We start from the raw sequence: 21,865 nt of genomic DNA, 5'->3' as shown, positions 1-21,865 counted from the left end.
TCTGACTCCGATGTCTGAATGTGTGGTTTCGAGTGGGTTTCGAAGCCGATACCAGAACAATACGGGCAGATGCGGAGGGAGTCAACCTCTAAAACGGGTGGAAACAGAAATAACTTCGGACTGTTTCGGATCGAAACGGGCGGATCCAGCGAAGGGGCTGGTCAGGGCCGGTTCCTGAGCAGCCGGGACGGCCACCACGCCGCGGGGCCGATGTCCTGGACCAGGGCGGGGACCAGCAGGGTGCGCACGACGAAGGTGTCCAGCAGCACCCCGAAGGAGACGATGAAGGCGATCTGCAGCAGGAACAGGATCGGGAGGACGGCCAGCGCGGCGAAGGTTGCCGCCAGTACCAGGCCGGCCGAGGTGATGACCCCGCCCGTGACCGCCAGTCCGCGCAGCATGCCCTCGCGTGTCCCGTGCACCAGCGCCTCCTCACGCACCCGGGTCATGAGGAAGATGTTGTAGTCGATGCCCAGGGCCACCAGGAAGACGAACCCGTACAGCGGCACCGACGGGTCGGCTCCCGGGAGGTTCAGGACGTGATTGAACACGACGGCAGCAACCCCCATGGCGGTCCCGAAGCTGAGGGCCGTGGTCGCCACCAGCAGTACGGGGGCCAGCAGGCTGCGCAGCAGCAGGACGAGGATGACCAGGATCACCACGAGCACCAGCGGTATGATCAGGGCCCTGTCGTGTTGTGTGGTGGTTCTGGTGTCCAGATCGGTGGCGGTGGCGCCTCCGATGCGTGCGGTCCCGGACAGGTCCGCCCGCAGTTCGCGCACGGTTCCGATGGCCTCGTCGCTGTCGGCCGGGGTGCTCAGGGTGGCCAGCAACATGACCTCGCCGTCGTCCACCGTGGGAGCCGGGGGTGGTGTTCCCGGCCGTCCGACGGGCTGGATTCCCGCCGTCGTGACGGGTACGGAGCCCGAGGGTGAGGCCTTCGAGACGACGCTGACGGAGGCCACGCCGTCGTTGTTCAGCAACCGGTTCGCCACCGTTTGCAGGTTGTTCTCGGCGGTCAGGACATAGGCGGGGGAGCCGGCGCCGCCCGGGAAGTGACGCGACACAACCTCCTGGCCGGTCCGGGCGTCGGAGGCTCCCAGCACGAAACTGCTGACGGGAACCCCGTCCGCCTTGAGGCTGGGAATGAAGGCGGCCCCGATGCCCAGCAGGATGATGCAGGCGATCCATACCGCGCGGGGGCGTTCCGAGACGAACCGGCCGGTTCTCGCGTACACGCCGGTGTGGGTCTGCTGCTCATCCGTGCGGTCGGGGTCGAAACGCGGTACCCGGGGCCAGTAGGAGGCCCGGCCCAGGAGATGGGTGAGGCTCGGGAGCAGGGTCAGCGAGGCGAGTACCGCGAAGGTCACGCCTATGGCGGCAACCGGTCCCAGGGAGCGGTTGGAACCCAGGTCGCTGAACAGCAGGCACAGCAGCCCGGCGATCACGGTGCCGCCGGAGGCGAGGATCGGCTCCAGGACACCGCGCAGCGCGGCCCGTGTGGCCTCCGTTCTCGATTCGTGGCGCCGCAGCTCCTCCAGGTACCGGGCCGTGTACAACAAGGAATAGTCCGTGGTCGCGCCTATCACCAGGATGAAGAGGATTCCCTGGGTCTGCCCCGTGATGGTCAGCACACCCCATTTCGCCAGCCACCAGTTGGCCAGGAGCGCGACGGCGAGGGCGAACACACTCGTCAACAGCACCACCAGTGGAAGGAGCACGGCTCGGTACACGACCACCAGGATCACCAGCACCAGCCCGAGGGCCACGAGCAGCAGCAGGCCGTCGATCCCGCTGAAGGCCCGCGAGAGATCGCTGGTGAATCCCGCCGGACCCGTCACGTGGAAGTCCAACCCTGCAAGGTCGTGTGCCGAGATTGTTTCCCGGACCGAACTGACCGTCCTGGAGACGTTTGCCGTCGCGTCTATTCCGATGAAGACCTGGGCGGCCATGGAGTCCTCGGAGGTGATCGGTGGGGAGACGGCGGCCACGCCATCCATGGCCCCCAGGTCCTGCCCGAGGGCCATGATGGCCCGCCTCTGGGCTTCCGTCAGAGGATTCTCCCCGGCGAACACGGCGATGGCGGGAATCTGATCGTTGCCCACGAAATCGCGGTACCTCTGCCCGACGACGGTTGCCTCAGCATTGGTGGGAAGGAAGCTCGCCTGGTCGTTGCGCGCGACCTCGCTGACCTTCCCGAAGAACGGACCACCTATCCCACCCGCCAACAGCCAGCACAGGATCAGAGCGATTGGAGTGATGAGACGGGTCGTTCGGGTTCTCATGGGGTGAGCCTACGGCTCACGGGTACTCAGAGGGCGTAGTAGAGCTCGAATTCGTGTGGATGTGGCCGAACGGCGATGGCCTGGATCTCCGCGCGTTTGAGCTCCACCCACGTTGCGATCAGATCGGGGGTGAAGACGTCTCCCGCCAGCAGGAACTCGTGGTCCGCCTCCAGGGCCTCCAGTACCGCGCTCAGGCTGGCGGGCACGGTTGGGACCTCGGCGTGCTCCTCGGGGGGCAGCTCGTAGAGGTCCTTGTCGATGGGGGTGGGGGGCTCGATGCGGTTCTGGATGCCGTCCAGTCCTGCCAGCAGGATGGCGGCGAAGGCCAGGTAGGGGTTGCTCGACGGGTCCGGGCAGCGGAACTCGATGCGCTTGGCCTTCGGGTTGGAGCCGGTGATCGGGATGCGGATGCAGGCGGAACGGTTGCGCTGCGAGTACACCAGGTTGACGGGGGCCTCGAACCCCGGGACCAGCCGGTGGAAGGAGTTGACGCTCGGGTTGGTGAAGGCCAGCAGCGCGGGCGCGTGCCTGAGGATGCCGCCGATGTACCAGCGGGCCATGTCCGACAGGCCCGCGTAGCCGCTCTCGTCGTAGAACAACGGTTTCCCGCCGCTCCACAGCGAGGAGTGGACGTGCATCCCGGAACCGTTGTCCCCGAAGATCGGTTTCGGCATGAAGGTGGCGGTCTTGCCGGCCTCCCAGGCGGTGTTCTTGACGAGGTACTTGAACTTCATGACGTCGTCGGCGGACTTCAGCATGGTGTCGAAGCGCCAGTTGATCTCGGCCTGGCCGGCTGTGCCGCACTCATGGTGGGCGCGTTCAACGGTCAGACCCGCGTTCTCCATGTGACGTACGATGTCGTCACGCAGGTCGCCGAAGTGATCGACCGGGGCGACGGGGAAGTATCCGCCCTTGTATTTCACCTTGTAGCCCCGGTTGCCGCCGTCCTCGACGCGGCCGGAGTTCCAGGCCCCCGCCTCGGAGTCGATGTGGTAATAGGAGGCGTTGGGGGTGGAGTCGAAGCGGATGTCGTCGAAGACGTAGAACTCGGCCTCGGGGGCGAAGAAGGCGGTCTCCGCGATGCCCGTCGAGATCAGATATGCCTCGGCCTTGCGGGCGATGTTGCGCGGGTCGCGGGAGTAGGGCTCCTTCGTGAGGGGATCGTGGACGAAGAAGTTGATGTTCAGGGTCCGCGACCGGCGGAAGGGATCGACGAAGGCGCTGGTCGGGTCCGGGAGCAGGGCCATGTCCGACTCGTGGATCTTCTGGAACCCTGCGATCGAGGAACCGTCGAAACTCAGACCCTCGGTGAAGACCTCGGGGCCGAAGGAGCCGGCCGGAACGGTGAAGTGCTGCATCACGCCCGGCAGGTCGCAGAAGCGGCAGTCGATGGTCTCGATGCCCTCCTCCTTGACGAAGGCCAGGAGCTCCTCGGCGCTTGTGAACATGAACCCTCCAGTTGTCTTGTGAACTGGGACCACCCTATGGGGCCCAGATTGCCCAGATCTTCCGCCATCGTAACGGCGGTGTTACAGCACAGGGGATGGGCTCTGCCGGTTCCCGGGGTTCGTGCCGGACGGTCCTCGCGGTGGCTGTCTTGCCGGGAGCGAATCCAAGATAGTATGGAGATGCTATGATATATAGCATTCCTGCTATGATATCTGGTGTCTTCGCTGCTGAGGGAGGGCGTGATGGACGTGGTTGTGGCCGAGCAGGTCGAGTTCGCCTACGGAAGCCTGCCGGTGCTCCGGGGAGTGGATCTTGTGATCCGGCCGGGTGAGGTCGTGTTCCTCCTGGGGCCCAACGGGGTGGGCAAGACCACCTTCGTCGAACTGTTGCTCGGTTTTCTGCCGCCCGATTCCGGAACGATCCGGGTGCTGGGCGTGGATCCCGGAAAAGCGGGTGCCGGGTTCTGGGGCAGGATAGGCCTCGTCCAGCAGAGCTGGTCCGATCACGCCCGGTGGCGGGTGTGTGATCACCTGGAATGGGTGCGCGCCATCCAGGCCACATCGGGGCGGCCCGGTTCAACCGTCGACGAGGTGCTGCGCATGGTCGGTCTGGGGGACAGGGCAGGGGCCCGGCTCGGGCGGCTCTCGGGAGGCCAGCGCCGGGCCGTCGACCTCGCTGCCGTCCTCCTGGGGAAACCGGAGCTGCTGATCCTCGATGAACCGACCGCGGGCCTGGACCCGGCATCCAGGGCCCGGGTGCATGACCTCATCCTCGAGCGCGTCGACGACGCCGCCACGGTGCTGATGACCAGCCACGACCTGGCGGAGGCCGAACGGCTCGCGTCAAGGGTGGTGATCATGGGTCGGGGCCGGGTCTTTGCGAACGGCACCGTCACCGAGCTGCGTGAGCGTTTCTCCGGCGCCGCCCAGGTGACCTGGCGCGAGGCGGGCGAACGCCAGGTCCATGTCACCAGCTCTCCCGAGGGGTTCGTCAAGACCCTCGATCTCGACGCCATCTCGGATCTCACCATCACCCGTCCCAACCTTGAGGACGCGTACCTGGCCCTGACCAAGGAGGGGAAATGACCCGCGCCGCCCCTCCCATGTTTCTCGCTGTTCTCCGTGCCTCTCTGGTCCAGGTCCGGGGGGAGCTGCGGCCGGCCTTCATCGGTGCGGGTATGTTCACGGCGTTCCTGCCTGCACTGTTGGTCCTCTGGCTGTCCCGGCTCAATCTGACAGGGGGTACGGGAACGGACTCGCTCACGGTGGCTGGTTTCGTCGGCTCGTGGAGCTGCATGATCGTCATACAGGTGGGGACGGAAACCTACATGGACCGGGTCGGGGGTGCCCTGCTGCGCGTTCGCGTCCTGCCACACGGACCGATGGTGTGGACCATCGGAAAGACCGTCTCGACCATGGCGATACTCGTCGTGAGTCAGGTGATCCTTCTGGTGCTCGGGATGATCCTGCTGGACGGTTTCCCGCTCGGCTGGGGACAACTGATTCCCGCCATCGGCCTGGCGATCGTCGCTTCCCTGGCGGCGGCGCCCATCGGATTCCTCTCCGGAGCGGTGGCGCGCGGTCCCAATCTGCAGATGTTCTCCTATGTGCTGGTGCTCGCGCTGCTCGGAACCAGTGGGGCGGCCATACCGCTGGTGGCGCTGCCCGGCTGGGTGCAGGTCATCCAGCAGGCACTCCCGTTCTACTGGTCCGGACACCTGACCCGCTGGGCGCTCGTCGGCGACCCCGCCTGGGAGGTGGGCGGTTCGTTCCGGCCGCTGCTCGCCTTCGGCGTGTTGGCCGTCTGGGTTCTCGTGGGATTCCCGGTGGCTGCGGCCCTGGTGCGTCGCGGGTTCCGCAAGGAGAGGATCGGTAGGCTTTCGCGCATGCAGACCAACATTCGTTCCCTGACGGGAGGATGACTTGGGGGAGGAAAGGGTCTTCAACCGTATTGCCGTGATGAGGGCGGATCGCAGGGTGAGCCGCCGAGAACTCGCCGAGGCGCTGGGCGTCCACTACCAGACCGTTGGCTACCTGGAACGGGGAGAGTACTCGCCGTCGCTGCACCTGGCGCTCAGGATCGCCAGGTTCTTCGAGGTTCCCGTGGAGTCAGTCTTCTCCCTCGACGATTTCCCCAGATTGCAGTGATCCCGTGATGTAGTGCTGGAGCACGGGACCGACCAGGTCGGCGACCTCGTCGGTGGGAAGGCTCGCCAGCGGCTCGATGCCGACGATGTGGCGTGCGATCACCAAACCGGCCATCTGGGATCCGATCAGGGAGGCCCGGAGCCGTCGCTCCGGGTCCGGGCCTTCGATGTGGGAGAGGAATCTGTTGAACAGGGAGCGTGTGACGAACTCGCGCAGCATGCCCTCGTGGCCCACCAGGACCCGCCGCACCACCGCCTTCAGAGCGGGGGCGGCGGGTGAGGTCCAGACCTTGTCGGCGGCGCGCACCAGCTGGCGTCCCCAGTCCTCGGGTGATTCCGATACGACCAATGCCTCCAACTGTTCCGGGTGGATGGCGGCGTTCAGCACCGCCTGGAACAGGCCCTCCTTCGAGCCGAAGTAGTGGTGGATCAGGGCGGCATCGACCCCGGCCTCCTTGGCGATGGTGCGGGTGCTGACCGTCTCGAAGGACCGGGAAGCGAACAACTTCGCGGCCGCCTGCTGGATACGCAGTTTGGTGCGTTCCGACTTCGAACCCCCGGGCAAGCGATCACCTCGTCTTTCTCGGCATGGAGGCCGCGGCGATGAGCAGGGCGGCGAAGATCACCCCGGCCAGGGCGGCGAACCGCCACCAGCTGTCCGAGCCTAGCTCCGGATTGGCCAGCACGTCGCGCACGACATCGACCGCCCAGGTCATCGGCAGCCAGCTCGCGATGGTCTCCAAAGCGTCCGGGAGCTGCTCCTTCGGAACGAGCAGGCCGCAGAGAAACACCTGCGGGGCTATGAAAACCGGCATGAACTGCACCGCCTGGAACTCGGTTCGGGCGAAGGCCGAGGCCAGCAGGCCGAAGGCCACCCCGATCACCGCCCCCAGGAAGGAGAGCAGGAGCAGGGCCCAGGCCGGGCCGGTCAGTTCGATTCCCAGCGGGCCCAGCAGCAGGGCCACCAGGATGCTGCTCTGCAACACTGCCAGCAGACCGAACACACAGGCGTAGGAGACCAGCAGGTTCAAACGCGTCAGGGGAGTGGTGAAGATCCGCTCCAGGGTCCCGGAGGCACGTTCCCGGAGCATGATCACCGAAGTGACGATGAACATCATGAACATCGGCAACACGGCCAGCATGATCGGCCCGGTCGTGTCGAAGACGTGGGGCTGCCCGGGCGGCGTCGGCAGGTCGCAGAAGACGTAGTAGAGCAGGGTCAGCAGCAGGGGCGGGACCAGGAGGATCAGGGCGATGGCGCGCGGGTCGCCCTTCAGCTGCGCGATGATCCGGGCCACCGTGGCGAACGGTGCGGGCCGGCCGATGGCGCGGGTATTCATCATGCCGCCTCCTCGATCAGGGCCACGAAGGCGTCCTCCGGGCTGCTGGTTCCCGTCCTGCGCTGAAGATCGGCCACGGGCTCGTAGGCCAGGAACCGGCCGTCCCGCATGAACAGCACGGAATCGCAGCGGGTCGCCTCGTCCATGACGTGGCTGGAGACCAGCAGGGTGGTTCCCTGCTCCGCCAGGTCGCGGAACAGGATCCACAGGGCCTGCCTGGTCAGGGGGTCCAGCCCCACCGTCGGCTCGTCGAGGATCAGCACCTCTGGATCACCCACCAGCGCGCAGGCCAGGGAGGCCCTGCTCGCCTGCCCTCCCGACAGCTGGTCGATGCGGCGACGCTCCAGGCCGTTTAGCTGCACCCTGTCGATCGCCCGGCGCGCCGAGTCGCGCCCGGCTCCCAGCAGACGTGCGAAATAGATGGTGTTGGCCATCAGGGACGCGTCCGAGTAGATGCTCACGGCCTGCGAGGTGTATGCCACCTTCCGGCGCAACCTCGGATGCCCGGCCGGCAGTCCCAACAGCGTCGCCGAACCCGCGGTGATGTGCTGCACCCCCATGAGGGTGCGCATCAGGGTGGTCTTACCGCAGCCCGAGGGGCCCAGCAGCCCCGTGACGGAACCGCGGGGCAGGGAGAGGGAAACCTCGTGCAGGATCTCGTTGCGACCCCGCCTGACGACGAGCCCGGAGGCGGAGATGGCTGTTTCATCAACTGATGAGTTCATCATGTGGTGAATAATACATGTCCGGGTGGCCGGAGATCGCCTGGGACAAGGGGCCGGCTGCCGAGGCGTGCTGGGTGGTGGTCCGCCGTCGCGTTTCGGTCTGGTCTCGGTGGTGTTCCGGCCGGTGTCACCCACTGCGGACCGTTGTGAAGACAATCGCATGACCGCACTCCTCATCGCCTTCGACGCAGAACACCGCGGTGCACGCAGTCGCGGATGGGCGCAGCAGCGGAGCGATGTGCCAGCCTCGGCAATATCATGAGCCCCGATGACCGGGGTGCCGTTGTTCGTACCCGGGGCCTTCAGCATTTTTGGGGTGGCTCACTGCACCGAGGAGATACGAACTATTCGGAGGATGATCGATGACTGGGATGAGACTTCGTCCGCTGGGGGTCAGTGACACGCCACGGGTCCTGGAGGCATTCACGTCAGCCGATGACATGGCCCGGCAGGGGCGGGTCACCGATATACCGGAAGCAGAAGCATACGTCGCCAGGCTGCTCGCTCCCGGCGGCCGGCATCTGCCATACGCAATGGTCGGGGACAGTGATCTGCTGTTCGGGCTCGTTGCCCTGAGCCTCGATTCCGGGAACCGCAACGCGTGGTTCTGGTACTGGACCCATCGCGCGGTGCGGGGGCGTGGCTGGACGGGCCGTGCGGCGGCCACCGTCGCGAACTGGGCCCTGGCCTCGGGCATACTGCATCGCCTGGAGCTCGGACACCGGGTCAACAATCCCGCGTCCCGGGGAGTGGCGCTCGCCGCGGGGTTCGTCCAGGAAGGAGTCGAGCGGGAGAAATTCCTGGTCGGCGGGAAGCGAATCGACGTCGTGACCTACGGACGCCTGGCGAGCGACCCCACCCCACGAACCGAACCGCTGCCGATCGCCGTTGTTCCGCACGGTGGACGGTGACATCGGCCGGTGTCCCTCCGGGATCACTCTGCCGCCGACAACCAGGCGTCCTCCAACTCGTCCTTGCGCGCCCGGGCGGCCCGCAGGTCCGAGTCCAGCGCGGCGAGCCTCTCGAAATCCGTTGCCGAGGCCGTCATGGCGTCATGGATGCGCTCGATTTCGGACTCCACCTTCGCGAGCTGCGACTCCAGGCGCGCCAGCTCCTTCTTCCGGGCGCGTTCGACCGCTGCATCGGATCGGGGCCTGTCCCCGGTCGGGGGAACGGATGCGGGGGAGTTGTTCCTCGCTTCGCGGCGCCGCTCCAGGTACTCATCCACACCTCCGGGCAGCAGCACACACGAACCGTCCCCCAGCAGCGCCCACGAGGTGTCGGTGACGCGCTCCAGGAAGTAGCGGTCGTGGGAGACAACGATCAGGGTGCCGGGCCAGGTGTCCAGGTAGTCCTCGATCACGGTGAGGGTGTCGATGTCGAGGTCGTTGGTGGGTTCGTCGAGGAGCAGGACGTTCGGTTCCTCGAGCAGCAGCCGGAGGAACTGGAGGCGGCGGCGTTCCCCGCCGGACAGGTCGCCGATGCGGGCAACCAGTTTGTCGCCGGTGAAACCGAACTCCTCGAGGAGGTTGCCGGCCGAGGCCTCCCTGCCGGTTGCCAACCGCGTCGCCTGTTTCAGACGGGTGACGGACTGCAGCACGCGGTCATCGTCGTCCAGTTCACCGACGCTCTGCGACAGATAACCGACCCTGAGCGTGACGCCGCGTTTGATCTTCCCGCTCCGAGGGGCCCTCAGGCCGGCCAACAGATCCAGCAGCGTGGTCTTGCCCGCGCCGTTGACGCCCACCAGCCCGATGCGGTCACCCGGGCCGATGGACCAGGTGAGCCGGTCCAGCAGCGTGCGGTCCTCGACGGCGTAGCCGACGTTGTTCAGGTCGAAGACGTCCTTGCCGAGCCGCGAGGTGGCGAACTTCTCCAGGGCCAGCCGGTCGCGTGGCGGCGGCACGTCGCTGATGAGGGCCTCGGCTGCCTCGATGCGGAACCTCGGTTTCGAGGTGCGGGCCGGGGCCCCGCGCCGCAACCACGCCAGTTCCTTGCGCGCCAGGTTCCTGCGGCGCGCCTCCGATGCCGCGGCCTGCCGCTGCCGCTCGACCCGAGCCAGCACATGCGCGGCGTAACCGCCGTCGTAGGCGTCCACTACGCCGTCGTGAACCTCCCAGATGCGGGTGCACACCGCATCCAGGAACCAGCGGTCGTGGCTGACCACCAGCATCGCGAGCCCCGCCGCCGTGCGGGAACGCAGATGGGAGGCGAGGAAGGCGATCGCCTCCACGTCGAGATGGTTGGTGGGTTCGTCCAGCACGATCAGGTCGTGGTCGCCGAGCAGCACCTCGACCAGCCCCACCCGCCGCCGTTCGCCACCGGACAGGGTCTCGACGGGGCGGTCCAGGTCCACTCCCGCCAGCAGCGCCTCGACGATCTCCCGCCGGTCCGCCCGGGCCGCGTAGGTGTGGTCGGCGGCGCCGTCGAGGACCACCTGCCGGATCGTCTCACCGGGGGAACCGGCCTGGTGCTGGGTCAGCACCCCGATGGAAGCGGAGTTCGAGATCGTCACCCGTCCGGAATCGGGGACCAGGTCTCCCGTCAGGATGCGCAGCAGGGTGGTTTTTCCGTCCCCGTTGCGGCCGACCACCCCGATCACCTCACCGGCCCCGATCCCGAGGCTCACCCCGTCCAGCAGCACGCGGGTGCCGAAGGCGTGCGAGACGGATTCCAGATTGACCAGATTTGCCACGTCCGGAAAGCTACCAGTGAAAACCGTGGGATCCAGCCACCGATGCTTCCCGCCGTTGCCTCCTGGAATTTCGGGGCATGGGAACCGACCACTTCGCCGGCGATTCACGCACGAATCGGGAACGGATGCTCGCGGGTGACCTGTACATCGCCGATCATCCGGAGAACACGAGGATCGCCAAGCGCGCCATGCGGTTGTGCCACGAGTACCACCTGGCCGTGATCGCGGATGATGAACGAGAGGCCCGGGAACTGCTGGACGTCGCCCGGATCACCATCGGGGACAACTCCGTGATCGGTGCAGGTTCGGTCGTGACGCGCAGCATCCCGGCCGATGTCGTTGCCGTGGGCAATCCGGCCCGGGTCCTTCGGGCCATCCCCTGAGAGCCCTTCACCGCCCCCGGATCGCCTGCCGGGCCCCTTTCATGCCGCTTTTGCCGGTGGGCATGGGGCCCTTCGGCATGGGAAGCTTCGGTCGCATCGCGTCGAGCGCCCGGAGTCGGTCCTCCACCTCGGTGATCTTCGACGTGCTCAGGGACTTCGGGAGTTTCTTGATCTGGTCGGCGAGCTGGTCGAGGGGCACCTGTCCGCTGCCCCTGCCGACCACGAAGGTGATCACGTTCACACCGTAGGCGACCTGCTCGTGTTTCTTCTTCTCGGAAGCGAGCAGGGTTTTGAGACCTTTGGAGTTCCCCTCGCCGATCAGCACGAGGCCACCGGGACCGATGGCGCGGTGCACCACGTTCGCGGAGTCGCGATTGCGGGTGACCGCCACCGCGATGGTGTGCTTCCACTTCTTCCCGAGCATGTTCAACGCCAGCTCGGCGGAGCCCGCCTGTCCCTCGTAGCGGCTGAAGGCCGCGCGTTTGATGCGTCGTGTGAACACGAACAATGCTGCCAGCAGACCGACGGCAACACCCAGTATTCCCCACAGGATGGGGGACTGGAGCACGAACCCGAGGATCAGGATGAGGGCGAACGGGACGAGGCCTGCGGCAAGCAGGATCCACGGCAGCTTGGGGTCCTGTTGTTTCGTTAGTTTGTAGGACTCCTTGATCTGGCGGATCTGGCCCCAGTCGGCCGGATTGGTGGAGTTCCTGCGGCGCAGTTTCTCGGCGCGTGCCCTCTCCTTCTGCCTCTGCTTCTGTTCCTTCTGTCGCTGGGCCAGTTCCTGGGCCCTCTCACTGCGTGCCATCACCTGATACCAGCCTTCCGCGCGGCCTTCTTGCGTTCTTCCATGGCAGTCCTGTAGAGCCTGCCCGCCCGATAGGACGAGCGTACGAGGGGACCGGAGAGCACACCGGAGTAGCCGATCTGTTTCGCCTCCTCGGCGAGCTCGTCGAACTCTTCGGGGGGTACCCAGCGGGAGATCGGGTGCAGGGTCGCGTTGGGGCGCAGGTACTGGGTGATGGTGATCAGCTCGGTGCCCGCCTCGTGCAGGTCGACCAGGGCCTGGGAGATCTCCTCGCGGGTCTCACCCATTCCCAGGATCAGGTTCGATTTCGTCACCAGTCCCGCGTCGCGGCTCATCCTCAGCACGTCGAGGGAACGGTCGTAGCGGAAGGCCGGGCGGATGCGTTTGAAGATCCGCGGCACGGTCTCCACGTTGTGGGCGAACACCTCGGGCCGGGTGTCCAGGACCTGGCCCACCAGGTCCGGTTTCGCGGAGAAGTCGGGGGCGAGCATCTCCACCCCGACCCCCGGGTTGACCGCGTGGATCTGGCGGATGGTCTCGGCGTACAACCAGGCGCCCTGGTCGGGCAGGTCGTCGCGGCAGACCCCGGTGACGGTGGCGTAACGCAGCCCCATCCTCTTCACCGAAGCGGCGACACGCATCGGTTCGGCCGGGTCGTAACCTTCGGGTTTCGCGGATGTGATCTGGCAGAAATCGCAGCGCCGGGTGCACTGGTCCCCCCCGATCAGGAAGGTGGACTCGCGATCCTCCCAGCACTCGAAGATGTTGGGGCAGTTCGCCTCGCGACAGACGGTGTGCAGATCCGCTTTCTGCACGATCTGCTGCAGGTCCTTGTAGTTCGGGCCGGTGCGGGCGGTGGTGCGGATCCAGCCGGGTTTGCGCTCGATCGGGGTCTCGGCGTTCTTGGCCTCGATGCGGAGCAGTCGACGTCTATCCGGATGTACAGCGGTCACCCGGGGGATGATACCTGCTGAGGCGCTGGCCGCGTGGCTCATCCAACCGCTTCGTGGGTTCGTGCGCCCGGCTCACCCGTGGCTGAAGACCGTCAGGTGCCTGCGTAGATGGGGCTCCAGATCGTGGGCCACCGTGGAGACAACCCAGTTCCCGGGTAGTTCCTCCGCCAGGGACGTGACCCCGGCATCGCTGATGCCGCAGGGAACGATGTTGCCGAACGCCTCCTGGTTGGGGAGCACGTTGAGTGCGAAACCATGCATCGTGGTTCGCCTGGCGACCCTGATTCCGATGGCGCAGATCTTGCGTTCCGGACGACTCCCGGAAGCGGACAGCCAGACCCCGGTCCTGCCCGCAACGCGCCGCCCGTCCAGGCCGTAACCGGCCAGCAGATCGACGACGGCGTCCTCGAAACGCCGGATCGGATCCACCACCCCGACGCCATCGGGCAGGGGCAGGATCGGATACCCGGTGAGCTGGCCGGGGCCGTGCCAGGTGATCTTCCCGCCCCGGTCCACGTCCACCACCGGGGTGCCGTCGAAGGGACGCTCCTCGGGCAGTGTGGCCCGTCCCGCCGTGTAGACGGGGTCGTGTTCCAGCAGGATCACGTGTCCGGGTCGCTTCCCGGCCGCGACCTCGGCGTGTACCCGGCGTTGGTAATCCCAGGATTCCTGGTAGTCGCTGCGGAAATGCTCGGGGCCCAGGCCGCGGTACTCGAAGGTCAACATCGCGGACATCGTAGCCCCGGATGACACCCCGGGATGCCGTGCTTCGGACCGTGCAGGCAGAATGGCAGGCATGATCCGAACCGTTGAACGTGACCGTTGTCCCGGCCTCCTGCGCCCCTACCACACCGTGGACGGGAACATGGTGCGCCTACGGCTACCCGGCGGTTTCGTCCAAGCGGATCAGATCGTCGCCGTCGCAAAACTCGCCGCGCAGTACGCGAACTCGGAGATCCAGATCACCAGTCGCAACAACCTTCAGGTGCGTGCCCTGCCCGAACCGATTCCGGCGCCTTTTGTGCGCGACGCCTTCGCCACCGGGCTCATGCCATCCCCGGCGCACGAGCGCATCCGCACCGTGGTGTGCTCACCCCTGACATCCATCGCCCCCGTCAACGCCGACCTCTCCGCGGCCGTGCGTGAACTCGACGCCGCCATCATCGCCGACCCCGAACTGCCCAACCTGCCGGGGCGTTTCCTGTTCGTCTTCGACGACGGCTCCGACGACGTGCTGGGTGAGGCCTTCGACCTGGGCTACCGCGCCCTCCCCGACGGTCGGGGCGTGGTCTTCGTCGGAGGCTGCGAGGAGGCGCGAGAAATCGCGGCCACCGAGGCCGTTCCGACCCTGATCGAGCTGGCGCATCGTTTCCTCGCAGTCGCCGATTCGGGGGAGAAACCCGCCTGGCACGTGCGCGAGTTGACCAACCCCGAGGCCCTCCTCGATGGCATCGGGAAAGAGATCGAGTTCCAGCGCCCCGAGGCCGAACGTCCCCTCAGCTACGGGGTGCACGCGGGAGCGGCAGTGGTGGGTGTTCCGTTGGGGTTGCTGACCCTGCCCCAGGCCGAAGCGTTGCAGCGCGTCGCCGCCGACTGCAGCGAGGGACGACTCGTTTTCACCCCATGGCGTGGAGTGGTGGTGCCCGGAGCCGCGGATCGTCTCGTGGAGTTGGAGGCCGCAGGCCTGATGACCCGACCCGAATCCGTGTGGATGACGCTCACCGCCTGCTACGGCAAACCGTGCAACAACGCGCAGGTCGACACCCGGGCCATCGCGGAGGATGTGGCAACCGCTCACCCGACGCCGTTCCACCGTCTCGTGCACATCTCCGGCTGCGACCGGGTCTGCGGCGAGCCCGGCGGGGAACACGTGGCTCTCATCGCCCCAGCGGGTGTCGATGCCGTTCTGGCCGCGGCCGACAGGTGACCGCAATGGTGAGAAGACCCGCGAGACGCTACCCATACGAAACCAATGGCTCCGCCATCTACACGGAGTCCTTCCGCATCATCCGGGAAGGGGCTGACCTGACGGCCTTCACCCCTGAGGAATCCCAGGTGGTGGTGCGCATGATCCACGCCGCCGGTGATCTCGATCTGCCCCGGCACGTTGTTTTCCATCCCGATCTGGTGTCCACCGCGCGCGAGGCCCTGCGTGGAGGAGCACCGATTTTCGTCGACGCGAACATGATCAAGGCCGGCATCACCCGCAGGCGTCTCCCCGCCGACAACGAGGTGCGCTGTCTGCTGCGCGACCAACAGGCGGCAGTGCTGGCCGACGAGTGGGGAACCACCCGGTCTGCGGCCGCGGTGTCGCTGTGGGGGGATGACCTCGAGGGTGCGGTGGTCGCCATCGGAAACGCCCCGACGGCGCTGTTCCATCTGCTGGAACTGATCGCCGACGGCGGTCCCCGTCCCGCGGCGATCATCGGCGTACCCGTCGGTTTCGTCGGCTCGGCGGAGTCGAAACAGGCCCTTGCGGATTCCGGCTTCGGGGTGCCGTGGCTCGTGGTTCACGGACATCGTGGCGGGTCGGCGTTGGCCGCTTCGGCGATCAACGCCCTGGCGAGCGAGTCCGAGCTGTGACCGGAGTCCTGTGGGCCGTCGGCGTGGGACCCGGCGATCCCGAGTTGCTCACCCTGAAGGCCGCCCGCCTCATCCACGGGGCCAGCGCGGTCGCGTGCTTCTCCGGGCCGGGACGGGAATCCATTGCCCTTCGCGTCGCGCGGGAACAGATCGCGGACGGAACCCCCGTCGTCACCTTCGAGTATCCCGTGACCACCGGTGTCACCGATCACGTGCGGGGGTACGACGGAGCCATGGCCGATTTCTACGACGCCTCCGCCGCTCGGCTGCGGGAACTCCTCGAGGCCGGTGACGTGGTGTTGCTGGCCGAGGGGGATCCGTTGTTCTTCTCCACGAACATGTACCTGCTGGACCGCTTGAAGGATGTGGATTGCAGGGTCGTGCCGGGGGTCACGTCCATCCAGGGGGCGACGTCGGCCGCGGCCACCGCACTCAGCCGTCACGAGGACGTGGTGACGATCCTTGCGGGCACGATGAGCGAACCGGAACTTGCCTGGCGGCTCGCGCAGACCGACGCTGCGGTGGTGATGAAGCTGGGACGCAACTTCCCGAAGGTGCGTGCCGCACTGACCTCCGCGGGTCTGCTGGAGCGGGCGATCTACGTGGAGAGAGCCACGTGGGAGGAGCAGCGGGTGCTGCCCGCCGCCGACGTCGATCCTGTGACGGTTCCCTATTTCGCCGTCATCGTGGTGCCCGGTCGGGATCGTCGCGCCGATGACGCGGGGCGACACGTCCCCGATGAGCCCGCGGCTGGTGAACGGGGGGCCACGCTGTCGGTGGTCGGGCTCGGGCCCGGCCCCGAGAAGTGGCTCAGTCCCGAGGCCCGAGAGGTGCTCGCGGGAGTGGGGCACGTCTTCGGCTACGCGCCCTACGTCAGGCGTGTGCCCGCCAGGCATGGACTCATCCTGCACCCCTCGGGAAACACCGTGGAGGTGGAGCGGGCACGGGAGGCGCTGGACCTGGCCTTGACAGGACAGGACGTCGCCATCGTCTCGGGTGGGGACGCCGGCGTGTTCGCCATGGCCGCTGCCACCTTCGAGGCCGCCGAGGATCCGCGCTACGCGAATGTGGAGATCCGGGTGGTGCCCGGCATCACCGCCGCCCAGGCGGCTGCCGCACTGGCCGGGGCCCCGCTCGGCGGTGACTTCGCATGTCTGTCCCTGTCCGATCGGCTGAAACCCTGGGAGATCGTCGCTGACCGACTGCGGCACCTGAGCAGGGCGGATGTCGCGGTGGCCATCTACAACCCACGTTCCGCGGCCCGTCCCGACCAGCTTCACGCCGCCAAGGCCGTGCTGCTCGAGGAACGTCCCCCGGGGACCGTTGTGGTGCTGGCCCGCGATGTCGGACGGGCTGAGGAATCGTGCACCGTGACCACCCTGGGCGATTTCGATCCGGACCGAGTGGACATGAAAACTCTCGTGATCATCGGGTCCTCCCTGACCCGGGCAACTGCCACAGGCAGGGTGTGGACGCCACGCTTCGTCCGGTAATGTGAGGTGTGAAGCGTGGGTTAGTCACGAGGAACCCGGTGCAAATCCGGGACGGTCGCGCCACTGTGAGCCAAACCAGGTGAGTCAGGAACTCGTCCCACGCCCCGTCGCGGAACGCATGATTTCGCAGAAGGGATGTGTCTCGTCATGCACATCGCAGAAGGATTCCTGCCTCCTTTGCAGGCAGCTGCCTGGTTCGTGGCCTCGACGCCGTTCGTGGTCCACGGGGCCAAGGCCGTTGTGAGGCAGGTGCGAAAGGATCCTGATTCCAAACTCCTGCTGGCGGCGGCCGGTGCCTTCACCTTCGCCCTGTCAGCGGTGAAACTGCCCTCGGTCACGGGTTCGTCCTCACATCCGACCGGGACGGGGGCCGGGGCAGTGCTGTTCAAACCTCCGGTCCTGGCCTTCCTCGGCACCATCGTCCTGCTGTTCCAAGCGATCCTGTTGGCGCACGGCGGCCTCACCACCCTCGGGGCGAACGTCTTCTCCATGGCCATCGCGGGACCGTGGTGCGGCTATCTGATGTGGGTGCTGTTCAAGAAGGCCAACAAGATGGTGGCCGTGTTCCTCGCCATGGCCGTCGCCGATCTCAGCACCTATGTCGTCACGAGCTTCCAGCTGGCCATCGCCTACCCGGGCACCGAGGGCGGCTTCGGGGCCACGCTGGTGAAGTTCATGTCGATCTTCGCCCTGACCCAGATTCCGTTGGCCCTGGCCGAGGGCGTTCTCGGTGTGTTCCTGTTCTCCTTCCTGACCAGGGTCGCATCGCCCGAGCTGTCGAAGCTCGGTGTGCTCTCCCGCAAGGATGCGGAGGCGGCGTCATGAAACTGAACAAGTGGGGAGTCGTCGCAGGACTCGTTGCCCTGGTCCTGTTGTTCTGCATTCCGTTCTACACGGCGCCTGCCGAATCCGAGTTCGGCGGCACCGATTCGGCCGTGACCGACATCCTCGAGGAGAACGGCGCCACACCCTGGTTCCAACCCATCGCTCCGCCCGCGGGTGCCGAGGTCGAATCGGGTCTGTTCGCCATGCAGGCCGCCCTCGGATCCGGGATCATGTTCTACTGCCTCGGCCGCATGGCCGGTAGACGCAAGGCCGAGAAGGAAGCCGGGAGGTCCGCGTCCGTTGAGGATTAGCGGCCTGGACGATGCTGCCTGGGACAGTCCTTGGCGAGTCATCCCGGTCGGTCAGAAGGTGGGGCTGTCGCTGCTGCTCGTGCTGACGGCGTTGCTGGCCCATCCGTGGCCAACCGCAGTTCTCGTCGCAGCAATGGCCGTCGCCGTCCTCGCAGTCGCCAGGATTCCGGCCCGCATGGTTCTCGCCGCCATGACCGCTCCCGCGGTTTTCATCATCCTGGGAGCGGTCTCGGCGACGCTGACGATCGGCGCTTTCGAGGGACCCGGCTGGCGTTGGGGATGGCTGGGAATCCGGGAAGCGGACATCACACTGGGGATCGGTCTGCTGCTGCGAGCGACGGCTGGAACCCTGGGAGTGCTGGTGCTGGCCATGACCACCCCCATGGTGGACCTGCTCAGCTGGCTGAGGAAACTGCACGTTCCTGCCGTCCTGATCGAGATCGCCTCACTGATGTACCGAATGATCTTCACCGCGTGGAATTCGTTGGTCCTGGTGCGCCAGGCCCAGCTACAACGGCTCGGTGGCGCAGGTCCGGTGAAGCGGCGGTTCGCCGAGACGGGACAGCTGGTCGGTGCGGTGGCCGTGCGGACCTGGTCGGCCTCCACCCGTCTGGCCGATGGCCTGGCCATTCGGGGACACGAATCAACCTTGACCACCCTGCCTTCCAGACGCGGGAACCGACATCTCCCGGTCTGGGTGTTGGTGGGAATGGTCCTCGTGTGGGGAGTTGCGTTGTGGACGCGATGAGACTGGTCGCGACGGGAATCGTCGCGGGTTTCGAGGGGCGTGAGGTGTTGCGGAACCTGCGTCTGGAGGTTCCCGCGGGGGCCCGGCTGGCGTTGCTCGGTGCCAACGGCTCGGGCAAGACCACCCTGCTGCGCACCATTGCAGGTGCGCACCGGCCGGCGGCCGGGCAGGTTCTCCTCGACGGGGATCCGGTGCGTTTTGACCGTGCTGGGCTGAGGGCGCATCGTCGTCGCGTGCAGTTGGTGCTGCAGGACCCGGACGACCAGTTGTTCTCTGCGGATGTGCGGCAGGACGTGAGTTTTGGTCCGTTGAACCTGGGACTGTCCGAGACCGAGGCCGCCGAGGCCACGGATTCGGCGATATCCGCCATGGGCATCGAGCACCTGGCCGATAGACCCACCCATCAACTCAGCTACGGGGAGCGGAAACGCGTGGTCATCGCCGGTGCGTTGGCGATGAACGTGGATGTGTTGCTGCTTGATGAACCGACGGCAGGTCTGGATCCCGCGGGAGTCGAGGCCCTGCTGCAGACGCTGGAGGAGATCAATGCGCGGGGAACCACACTGGTGTTCTCCACCCACGAGGTGGACAACGCTTTGGCCTTCGCCACCCATGCCGCGGTGATGACTGACGGCAGGCTGCGTCAGGGCGGTCCCGTGGAGCTGCTCAGCGACGCCGGGCTCCTGGCGGCCGCCCGCCTGCGTCAACCGATTCTGCTGCAACTGTCCGCGGCACTGGGGTGGAAAACCCCCGCCACCAGCGTCGAACAGGTCAGGCAACGCTGGTCCGCAGGCTGAAACGAACCCATCGCCGGGTTCACGGGGTTGCTGCGATCCAGGTTCGCGGTGCCCGAACACGAAGCGAAATAATTTCACAAGAAATGGTTGTTCTCATGAGAAGAACGAAAGAGCTTGAATCAACGTCCTTGGAAGCTCCTCGAAAAACCTCCAGGTTCAAAGTTCTGAGAGGGGAAGGAGGGTCGACCATGGAATGGGATGGTATGGATCCCGAACTTGGGCGGATCGACGAGAACCTCGGAGGGTATCTGGCAAACCCCATGTGGTTGCCGGGTCATCTCTTCGAAGGGGCCGAGAGGCCGGAAGCTTGGATTCCCAGTGCACTTGAAAGCTGATGAAGATGCTTGGAAGCTTGTTCACGGCTTCCCTGAAGCTGGTTGAGCCGGACCGCGACGAGGAAACGGTCCACCTCGAAACCACCCGGCAGTCACACAGCAGAACCTGCTGCGATTCCCCGGACACGGCAGCCGGGGTTTCGAGGCGCCCTGCTCGCTGGTGCTGCGGGTCAAATCAGCTCGGATCGCACTCTACCAATAAGCCTCATGGCGTCGGGAACTCGCCAAGTTGATGGCGCTTGGAACGAAATGATTGCCTTGGCTGATTGCTGTTCAAGAAGCGATTTCAGTACGTGATGGGACGGAATCCCGTGATCTGGGTCAAGGGATTCTCCCAGTCCTCGCCCCGGCTCGCCTTGACGGCGCTGATGATCGTGAGTGCCAAGCAGCCGACGGACCACAGAAAAGCCGGAATGCCGAAACCTATGATGCTCAGCAACATGGTTACCGCAAACCCGGCAACGGCCAAGATTTGATAATTCAGCGCTTTCGCCGCTTCGCGATTGACCGCCGAGTTCTTCTGTGTCATCAGCCAGGCCAGGCCGGGGCCGATCGGCCCCGAGAACAGACCGGAGAAGTGGATCAGCGCAGCCATATCGGTGGAGGATGTGGTGGGTCGGCGAACAGCTGTGTGTGACTGTGTCGGTGCCAGCGGCCGTGGCGGGATGGGCAGGTCCGCGACGGCCAGGCGCAGCTGCTGATGCGAACTGGCCTCGAGAATCAGATCCAACCGGTGCTCCAGTTCCGGCTCGTTGATGCGTCCCTCGGCGTAGGCGCGTTGAACGAGCTGGATGGCGTTCTCCCGGGCGGTGTCGCTGATGTTCGGCGTGGTCATGTAGTCCAGTGTCGCGCTGCCACCGTGACGGCGCCATTGGGGTCAGCCCCGGTTCGCCCCTGTGGAGCCCCTGAGGGATCCTGCGACGAGGCACCCCGATGCGGTTGCGTCCGATGAGGGAGTCCGGCGGAGACGAAACCACCCGTTCCGCTCCCTGATGCCGGGTGAATCGGCTCGTGGGGCCCTTAACTTTTGGTCAGAGTTTCGTCTGGTGTCCTGTGGGGTTCTGTTGTTGGTTCTAGTGTCGTGGGATTCCCGGGTTGGAGATGCTGGTTCGGGGTTGTGGCACCAATGGAGGTGTTGGGTGATGAGTGGTTGTGTGGGGCGGGCCGTTGTGGTGGGGGTGGCGGTTGTTGTGTTGGTGTGTTCGTGTAGTGGTGGTGGTTCGGGGTCCGGGGGTGCTGGTGTTCAGCAGTCCTCCTCGCCGGTGGCGACGTCGTCGTCGCCGGTTGTGACGTCGTTGCCGCCGGTTTCGTCGATGCCGGTGAAGCCGCAGCCGTCGGAGACCTTCACTTCGGAGCAGTTGGAAGCAGCCAACACGGTAATCGAGTTCATCCGTATCTCGGATGAGGTGTTCGGTAATCCTGATGCTGACCCGAAGCCTTTGGAGGAGATCACCACGGGGCAGAGCCAGGACATACAGATGAGCACTCTCGCTGAGTACCGCGAGAACAAGCATGTGCAGACCGGGGCCACGGTTGTTCACATTACGGGTGCGTCGGAGTCGGTCGAGGTTGATGGCATGCGGATGGTGGATGTGCAGATGTGCACGGACGTCGGACAGATTGATCTGATCGACTCGCAGACGGGCAAGAGCGTGGTGGTGCCGGGACGGCCGCGGTATCTCCAGTGGAATGTGACCGTGGTCAAGACCGAGGATGGCTGGAAGTTCGGGGATGCCACGAACGAAGACGCCTTGGGGTGTTCAGCATGAAACGCCTCGTCGCCATCACCATGATCGTGGCCTGTTTCCTGACCACAACCAGCTTCGTGGAACAGGCCAACGCCGAGGGCAATATCCGATGCGGCCAAAAAGACAGATACTCCGGTTCCTGTTTGATTGAGATCAGGGTGCCGGGGTCTGGTGGTCAGCCCGGTCGTCCGGGTCGGCCCGGGGGGTCTGGGCGGGTTCCTGGTGCCCGTCCCACGGG

General features: G+C 66.0%; 25 protein-coding genes, 1 pseudogene and 1 riboswitch. Of the genes and pseudogenes, 15 read left to right on the top strand and 11 right to left on the bottom strand.

Translation table 11 applies throughout. From position 1 onward, the window contains the following. Positions 1–161: 161 nt before the first annotated feature. On the bottom strand, positions 162–2,285 hold the full coding sequence (locus E0E39_RS08780) for an MMPL family transporter (protein ID WP_130874401.1): 2,124 nt from the start codon (positions 2,283–2,285) through the stop codon (positions 162–164). 26 nt (positions 2,286–2,311) lie between these two features. Then, positions 2,312–3,733 carry a type I glutamate--ammonia ligase gene (gene glnA, locus E0E39_RS08775; RefSeq protein WP_130874400.1) on the bottom strand — a complete coding sequence of 474 codons (1,422 nt, stop codon included), beginning with the start codon at positions 3,731–3,733 and terminating at the stop codon, positions 2,312–2,314. A 216-nt stretch (positions 3,734–3,949) separates the two neighbouring features. Here glnA and E0E39_RS08770 point away from each other — a divergent pair, with 216 nt between their 5' ends. Genes E0E39_RS08770 through E0E39_RS08760 form a run of 3 tightly spaced genes read left to right on the top strand, consistent with a single transcriptional unit; the run spans position 3,950 to position 5,881 of the window. Continuing rightward, entirely contained in the window at positions 3,950–4,819 is an 870-nt protein-coding gene (locus tag E0E39_RS08770) for an ABC transporter ATP-binding protein (protein ID WP_130874399.1), read from the top strand. After that, the gene (locus tag E0E39_RS08765; RefSeq protein ID WP_130874398.1) at positions 4,816–5,655 is read left to right on the top strand and encodes an ABC transporter permease; all 840 of its coding nucleotides are present in this window, start codon (positions 4,816–4,818) and stop codon (positions 5,653–5,655) included. The genes E0E39_RS08770 and E0E39_RS08765 overlap by 4 nt, the downstream gene beginning before the upstream one ends. 37 nt (positions 5,656–5,692) lie before the next feature. Beyond that, on the top strand, positions 5,693–5,881 hold the full coding sequence (locus E0E39_RS08760) for a helix-turn-helix transcriptional regulator (protein ID WP_130875672.1): 189 nt from the start codon (positions 5,693–5,695) through the stop codon (positions 5,879–5,881). On the opposite strand, the gene E0E39_RS08755 is transcribed toward E0E39_RS08760, so the two are convergent. Genes E0E39_RS08755 through E0E39_RS08745 form a run of 3 tightly spaced genes read right to left on the bottom strand, consistent with a single transcriptional unit; the run spans position 5,843 to position 7,948 of the window. Beyond that, positions 5,843–6,445 (bottom strand): TetR/AcrR family transcriptional regulator, encoded by a 603-nt coding sequence (locus E0E39_RS08755; RefSeq protein WP_130874397.1) that lies wholly within the window; start codon positions 6,443–6,445, stop codon positions 5,843–5,845. The genes E0E39_RS08760 and E0E39_RS08755 overlap by 39 nt on opposite strands. Positions 6,446–6,449: 4 nt before the next feature. Continuing rightward, positions 6,450–7,223, bottom strand: coding sequence for an ABC transporter permease (locus E0E39_RS08750; protein WP_130874396.1), 774 nt, complete (start codon positions 7,221–7,223; stop codon positions 6,450–6,452). Then, the gene (locus tag E0E39_RS08745; protein WP_130874395.1) at positions 7,220–7,948 is read right to left on the bottom strand and encodes an ABC transporter ATP-binding protein; all 729 of its coding nucleotides are present in this window, start codon (positions 7,946–7,948) and stop codon (positions 7,220–7,222) included. The genes E0E39_RS08750 and E0E39_RS08745 overlap by 4 nt, the downstream gene beginning before the upstream one ends. A 359-nt stretch (positions 7,949–8,307) precedes the next feature. Here E0E39_RS08745 and E0E39_RS08740 point away from each other — a divergent pair, with 359 nt between their 5' ends. Beyond that, on the top strand, positions 8,308–8,856 hold the full coding sequence (locus E0E39_RS08740) for a GNAT family N-acetyltransferase (RefSeq protein WP_130874394.1): 549 nt from the start codon (positions 8,308–8,310) through the stop codon (positions 8,854–8,856). 23 nt (positions 8,857–8,879) lie between these two features. Here E0E39_RS08740 and E0E39_RS08735 read toward each other — a convergent pair whose 3' ends face one another. Further along, positions 8,880–10,640 carry an ABC-F family ATP-binding cassette domain-containing protein gene (locus E0E39_RS08735; protein ID WP_130874393.1) on the bottom strand — a complete coding sequence of 587 codons (1,761 nt, stop codon included), beginning with the start codon at positions 10,638–10,640 and terminating at the stop codon, positions 8,880–8,882. 77 nt (positions 10,641–10,717) lie between these two features. Between E0E39_RS08735 and E0E39_RS16625 the strand changes: the two genes are divergently transcribed. After that, positions 10,718–11,023, top strand: coding sequence for a maltose acetyltransferase domain-containing protein (locus E0E39_RS16625; protein WP_130874392.1), 306 nt, complete (start codon positions 10,718–10,720; stop codon positions 11,021–11,023). 7 nt (positions 11,024–11,030) lie between these two features. On the opposite strand, the gene E0E39_RS08725 is transcribed toward E0E39_RS16625, so the two are convergent. From E0E39_RS08725 to lipB, 3 genes are all read right to left on the bottom strand, one after another. After that, positions 11,031–11,834: a DUF4191 domain-containing protein gene (locus E0E39_RS08725; RefSeq protein WP_130874391.1), complete on the bottom strand. Its 804-nt coding sequence runs from the start codon at positions 11,832–11,834 to the stop codon at positions 11,031–11,033. Next, the gene (locus E0E39_RS08720) at positions 11,834–12,787 is read right to left on the bottom strand and encodes a lipoyl synthase (protein WP_425470633.1); all 954 of its coding nucleotides are present in this window, start codon (positions 12,785–12,787) and stop codon (positions 11,834–11,836) included. Before E0E39_RS08720 ends, E0E39_RS08725 begins: the two co-directional genes overlap by 1 nt. A 72-nt stretch (positions 12,788–12,859) precedes the next feature. Continuing rightward, positions 12,860–13,522 (bottom strand): lipoyl(octanoyl) transferase LipB, encoded by a 663-nt coding sequence (lipB, locus tag E0E39_RS08715; protein WP_130875671.1) that lies wholly within the window; start codon positions 13,520–13,522, stop codon positions 12,860–12,862. 61 nt (positions 13,523–13,583) lie between these two features. Here lipB and E0E39_RS08710 point away from each other — a divergent pair, with 61 nt between their 5' ends. The 8 genes from E0E39_RS08710 to E0E39_RS08675 all read left to right on the top strand — a co-directional run bounded on the left by E0E39_RS08710 (position 13,584) and on the right by E0E39_RS08675 (position 19,879). After that, the gene (locus E0E39_RS08710; RefSeq protein WP_165444704.1) at positions 13,584–14,714 is read left to right on the top strand and encodes a precorrin-3B synthase; all 1,131 of its coding nucleotides are present in this window, start codon (positions 13,584–13,586) and stop codon (positions 14,712–14,714) included. Positions 14,715–14,719: 5 nt separating this feature from the next. Further along, a complete protein-coding gene (locus E0E39_RS08705; RefSeq protein ID WP_130874388.1) occupies positions 14,720–15,370 on the top strand; it encodes a precorrin-8X methylmutase in 651 nt (216 codons plus the stop codon). After that, positions 15,367–16,863 carry a precorrin-3B C(17)-methyltransferase gene (gene cobJ, locus E0E39_RS08700; RefSeq protein ID WP_130874387.1) on the top strand — a complete coding sequence of 499 codons (1,497 nt, stop codon included), beginning with the start codon at positions 15,367–15,369 and terminating at the stop codon, positions 16,861–16,863. The genes E0E39_RS08705 and cobJ overlap by 4 nt, the downstream gene beginning before the upstream one ends. Next, positions 16,851–16,977: riboswitch (cobalamin riboswitch) on the top strand. It overlaps the preceding gene by 13 nt. Positions 16,978–17,010: 33 nt before the next feature. Continuing rightward, complete coding sequence (locus tag E0E39_RS08695) at positions 17,011–17,688, top strand: energy-coupling factor ABC transporter permease (protein WP_130874386.1); 678 nt, start codon at positions 17,011–17,013, stop codon at positions 17,686–17,688. Next, on the top strand, positions 17,685–17,999 hold the full coding sequence (locus E0E39_RS08690) for an energy-coupling factor ABC transporter substrate-binding protein (RefSeq protein ID WP_130874385.1): 315 nt from the start codon (positions 17,685–17,687) through the stop codon (positions 17,997–17,999). Before E0E39_RS08695 ends, E0E39_RS08690 begins: the two co-directional genes overlap by 4 nt. Then, positions 17,989–18,747, top strand: coding sequence for a cobalt ECF transporter T component CbiQ (gene cbiQ / locus E0E39_RS08685; RefSeq protein ID WP_130874384.1), 759 nt, complete (start codon positions 17,989–17,991; stop codon positions 18,745–18,747). Before E0E39_RS08690 ends, cbiQ begins: the two co-directional genes overlap by 11 nt. Then, positions 18,735–19,544 carry an energy-coupling factor ABC transporter ATP-binding protein gene (locus E0E39_RS08680; protein ID WP_130874383.1) on the top strand — a complete coding sequence of 270 codons (810 nt, stop codon included), beginning with the start codon at positions 18,735–18,737 and terminating at the stop codon, positions 19,542–19,544. The genes cbiQ and E0E39_RS08680 overlap by 13 nt, the downstream gene beginning before the upstream one ends. 95 nt (positions 19,545–19,639) lie before the next feature. Further along, positions 19,640–19,879, top strand: a complete 240-nt coding sequence (locus tag E0E39_RS08675) for a hypothetical protein (RefSeq protein WP_130874382.1) — start codon at positions 19,640–19,642, stop codon at positions 19,877–19,879. A 286-nt stretch (positions 19,880–20,165) separates the two neighbouring features. Here E0E39_RS08675 and E0E39_RS08670 read toward each other — a convergent pair whose 3' ends face one another. Both E0E39_RS08670 and E0E39_RS16620 read right to left on the bottom strand, forming a co-directional pair. Further along, positions 20,166–20,714: a DUF1707 and DUF4870 domain-containing protein gene (locus tag E0E39_RS08670; RefSeq protein WP_130874381.1), complete on the bottom strand. Its 549-nt coding sequence runs from the start codon at positions 20,712–20,714 to the stop codon at positions 20,166–20,168. A 408-nt stretch (positions 20,715–21,122) separates the two neighbouring features. Next, complete coding sequence (locus E0E39_RS16620) at positions 21,123–21,251, bottom strand: hypothetical protein (protein WP_281275588.1); 129 nt, start codon at positions 21,249–21,251, stop codon at positions 21,123–21,125. Here E0E39_RS16620 and E0E39_RS08665 point away from each other — a divergent pair. Together E0E39_RS08665 and E0E39_RS16145 are read left to right on the top strand one after the other, a co-directional pair. Further along, a complete protein-coding gene (locus E0E39_RS08665; protein ID WP_245988254.1) occupies positions 21,238–21,648 on the top strand; it encodes a hypothetical protein in 411 nt (136 codons plus the stop codon). The two genes, E0E39_RS16620 and E0E39_RS08665, sit on opposite strands and share 14 nt — an antisense overlap. After that, positions 21,645–21,865 (top strand): annotated as a pseudogene (locus tag E0E39_RS16145) (hypothetical protein); the annotation flags it as partial. The gene E0E39_RS08665 and the pseudogene E0E39_RS16145, both read left to right, overlap by 4 nt.

This window comes from [Pseudopropionibacterium] massiliense, assembly GCF_900607225.1.
Classification (GTDB): Bacteria; Actinomycetota; Actinomycetes; order Propionibacteriales; family Propionibacteriaceae; genus Arachnia; species Arachnia massiliensis.
The sequence above is the reverse complement of the archived record's forward strand: the minus strand, read 5'-3'. Positions and strand labels throughout refer to the sequence as shown.

Excerpts from the sequence above, each read along its gene's own strand:
- E0E39_RS08780 (WP_130874401.1), bottom strand. The coding sequence starts at position 2,285 with ATGAGAACCCGAACGACCCGTCTCATCACTCCAATCGCTCTGATCCTG.
- glnA (WP_130874400.1), bottom strand. The coding sequence starts at position 3,733 with ATGTTCACAAGCGCCGAGGAGCTCCTGGCCTTCGTCAAGGAGGAGGGC.
- E0E39_RS08765 (WP_130874398.1), top strand. The coding sequence starts at position 4,816 with ATGACCCGCGCCGCCCCTCCCATGTTTCTCGCTGTTCTCCGTGCCTCT.
- E0E39_RS08760 (WP_130875672.1), top strand. The coding sequence starts at position 5,693 with ATGAGGGCGGATCGCAGGGTGAGCCGCCGAGAACTCGCCGAGGCGCTG.
- E0E39_RS08750 (WP_130874396.1), bottom strand. The coding sequence starts at position 7,223 with ATGATGAATACCCGCGCCATCGGCCGGCCCGCACCGTTCGCCACGGTG.
- E0E39_RS08745 (WP_130874395.1), bottom strand. The coding sequence starts at position 7,948 with ATGATGAACTCATCAGTTGATGAAACAGCCATCTCCGCCTCCGGGCTC.
- E0E39_RS08740 (WP_130874394.1), top strand. The coding sequence starts at position 8,308 with ATGACTGGGATGAGACTTCGTCCGCTGGGGGTCAGTGACACGCCACGG.
- E0E39_RS16625 (WP_130874392.1), top strand. The coding sequence starts at position 10,718 with ATGGGAACCGACCACTTCGCCGGCGATTCACGCACGAATCGGGAACGG.
- E0E39_RS08725 (WP_130874391.1), bottom strand. The coding sequence starts at position 11,834 with ATGGCACGCAGTGAGAGGGCCCAGGAACTGGCCCAGCGACAGAAGGAA.
- lipB (WP_130875671.1), bottom strand. The coding sequence starts at position 13,522 with ATGTCCGCGATGTTGACCTTCGAGTACCGCGGCCTGGGCCCCGAGCAT.
- E0E39_RS08710 (WP_165444704.1), top strand. The coding sequence starts at position 13,584 with ATGATCCGAACCGTTGAACGTGACCGTTGTCCCGGCCTCCTGCGCCCC.
- E0E39_RS08705 (WP_130874388.1), top strand. The coding sequence starts at position 14,720 with ATGGTGAGAAGACCCGCGAGACGCTACCCATACGAAACCAATGGCTCC.
- E0E39_RS08695 (WP_130874386.1), top strand. The coding sequence starts at position 17,011 with ATGCACATCGCAGAAGGATTCCTGCCTCCTTTGCAGGCAGCTGCCTGG.
- E0E39_RS08690 (WP_130874385.1), top strand. The coding sequence starts at position 17,685 with ATGAAACTGAACAAGTGGGGAGTCGTCGCAGGACTCGTTGCCCTGGTC.
- E0E39_RS08675 (WP_130874382.1), top strand. The coding sequence starts at position 19,640 with ATGAGAAGAACGAAAGAGCTTGAATCAACGTCCTTGGAAGCTCCTCGA.
- E0E39_RS08670 (WP_130874381.1), bottom strand. The coding sequence starts at position 20,714 with ATGACCACGCCGAACATCAGCGACACCGCCCGGGAGAACGCCATCCAG.